Source organism: Paracraurococcus lichenis (assembly GCF_030657435.1).
GTDB lineage: Bacteria > Pseudomonadota > Alphaproteobacteria > Acetobacterales > Acetobacteraceae > Paracraurococcus > Paracraurococcus lichenis.
In genome coordinates this window covers 1-1,756 of sequence record NZ_JAUTWS010000271.1, presented here as the reverse complement: position 1 = coordinate 1,756, position 1,756 = coordinate 1, and the positions used below count along the sequence as shown (strand labels likewise).

At 68.7% G+C, this 1,756-nt stretch carries 2 protein-coding genes; both read left to right on the top strand.

The genetic code is table 11. From position 1 onward, the window contains the following. The coding region (locus Q7A36_RS39625) for an IS4 family transposase (protein WP_305109290.1) at positions 1–244 on the top strand (244 nt) is incomplete at its 5' end. 566 nt (positions 245–810) lie between these two features. Then, positions 811–1,011, top strand: coding sequence for a hypothetical protein (locus tag Q7A36_RS39620; protein WP_305109289.1), 201 nt, complete (start codon positions 811–813; stop codon positions 1,009–1,011). Positions 1,012–1,756: the final 745 nt, after the last annotated feature.

The following is a 1,756-nucleotide window of genomic DNA, read 5'->3' as shown; positions in this document are numbered from 1 at the left end:
TGATCCCGATGCACCGGCCGACGAGGACCCTGCCACCGTCGCGCTGCTGGCCAGCGCTCTCGCCGTGCCGCGCGAAGACCTCGTCACGCGGCGCGGCTTTCACCGCGGTGTTGCCCGCCTTGGCGGCTTTCTGGCCCGTCGTGGCGACGGCGAGCCTGGATGGCAGACACTGTGGCTCGGCGCTCAGCGCCTGCTCCTGATGCTGCTCGGCGCCGAGCTGGCAGGACGCAGGAGCGAAACATGATGTGGGTAACGTCAAGTCCTTCAGGGCGGGGAGGAAGTCAGTGCCGGCATCGGCCTCGGTTGGCCCGCACCGATGATCGGGCAGGCGTGGAGCAGAGGGCTGATATCCGTTCGCCCCGGCACGCCAGGGCCGACCTCCTCAGCCTGTATGGTCAGCCATCGCATGGCATGTCGACGAGAGGCTGCGGACAGGCCGTACTCACCCGGACGCTGTTGACGAAGGGAGGAGGGCAGCGGTTTGACGGGCTGAGCCTGGCCTTTTGGGCGAGCTTGCAGGTGGCTTCCCGTCTGCAGACCGGCGCATGGGCGTTCGCTGATCGCGTACTGGTTGGGATGTCGGCTCCGGCCGGGCCCTGGCGGATGCGCAGTCCCGGCTGCTCGGGCGGTTGATCCCGCCCACCGGGTCCGGCGAGCAGCCACACACGACGGAACCTGCTGGACGGCCTCTTCCTCCTGCGCAACGGATGCTGATGGCTGCGCCTGCCAGAGCTGCCCGGGCATTGTCACGCATGGCCCTGCCGTCCGCGGTTGAGGCACACGGAACCGCGAGGCGCCAGGATCCCGCCGGTGGCCTTCCTCACCGGCCTGTCCGGTGCCGCGGGGCTCTATCTGGTGCGGCGGAGCGGTGATCAGGTCGCCAACCTGACGGGTGTCGTCACGCCGCTGCGGGCCGAGAACAACCGCCTCATCGGCACCGTCCATGCAATGCGCCGCACTCTCCTGGGCACCGTCGCGAGGTTGCCAGGACAGGAGGCGGAACCGTTGTAAGCTTTCGTATCAGTTACCCACCGGGATGGCCGACCCGCCGTGGATGAAACTCCGGCCCCGTCTTCAACTCCGGTGCGCCAGTTTCTGTTTAGTCGTATCAGCCTGATTGGCTGACTGGTTCTGCCGCCGGGGCAACGGCGCCCCCGACTTGAGATGGGACGTTCCGGGTTCTCGACCGGCTCGTACCCCGGGAGGCAGATGCCTCCCGGGGCGTTGCCGGGGCAGGGCCATCGCCGCGGCTCTTCGCCGCAGCGGGTCCACCCCTTCGTGCTGCTCCCGCCCCCGACCGCGCGGTTCGTGCGGGCACTTGCGCACCCTCCCGCAACAGCCGACGAACACCCCGCCAACGGCGTCGCTCGGTCCTCGAACGCATCCTTGCAGGTACGTCGAGGGCGGTGCCGTCCATGGTGACGAGACGTTCGCCATATCCCTGCGCCGCGCGGCCGATGACCAGGGCGGCGCGCCTCGTGGCCGAGTTCCATGCGCAGGGAGGGCCAGGTCACCGCCTGCCCGCTGGCCGAGAAAGCGCCGACCGACGCTGGGACCGAGCGCTAAGCGTCGACTACTAGTGGGTCAGTTGCCTCGGAATGTGCCATAATGGCCTCTGCTGAATGACGAAGCACCCAATGTCACGGCGCCAAAAGGATCCGCTGCAACCCTTGAGCGAAGCGGAGCGGGCATCGCTCTCGCGGTTGAGCCGCTCGCAGAGCGTCCCAGCCGCTCAGGTTGCGCGGGCGCGGGCCTC